Genomic DNA, 361 nt, shown 5'->3' with positions numbered 1-361 from the left:
GGTGAGTACTGTCGTACCTTGTTTACTGTGTTGTTGATCTCTTTGATGCTGTCGTGGTTCACCGCGATGTCATTGACACCATTTTTTGCGGACCTGTTCTTTAAGGGGCAAAAAGTGGAAGCAAATGAAGAGGGCAGCCAATACAACGGTATTGTATTTGTCATCTATCGTAAGTTTCTTGAGTTTTGCATGAATCGCGCTTGGCTGACTATCTCAGCGCTAATCGTGATGTTCTGCACAAGCCTGTATGGATTTAGTTTTATTAAGCAGTCGTTTTTCCCGGCGTCTACCACTCCTATCTTTATGTCAGATATCTGGCTACCGGAAGGCACGGATATTCGCGCGACTAACGCTAAGCCTG

The 361-nt window shown here is 45.2% G+C and carries 1 protein-coding gene; it reads left to right on the top strand.

What is annotated here, in order from left to right; all coding sequences use genetic code 11:
- Positions 1-361 (top strand): efflux RND transporter permease subunit (locus AB4585_RS27195; RefSeq protein WP_372171856.1); only part of this gene is annotated, 361 nt, incomplete at both ends.

It is taken from the genome of Vibrio sp. 10N.222.49.C9 (assembly GCF_041474985.1).
GTDB classification, from domain to species: domain Bacteria; phylum Pseudomonadota; class Gammaproteobacteria; order Enterobacterales; family Vibrionaceae; genus Vibrio; species Vibrio crassostreae_C.
The sequence above is the reverse complement of the archived record's forward strand: the minus strand, read 5'-3'. Positions and strand labels throughout refer to the sequence as shown.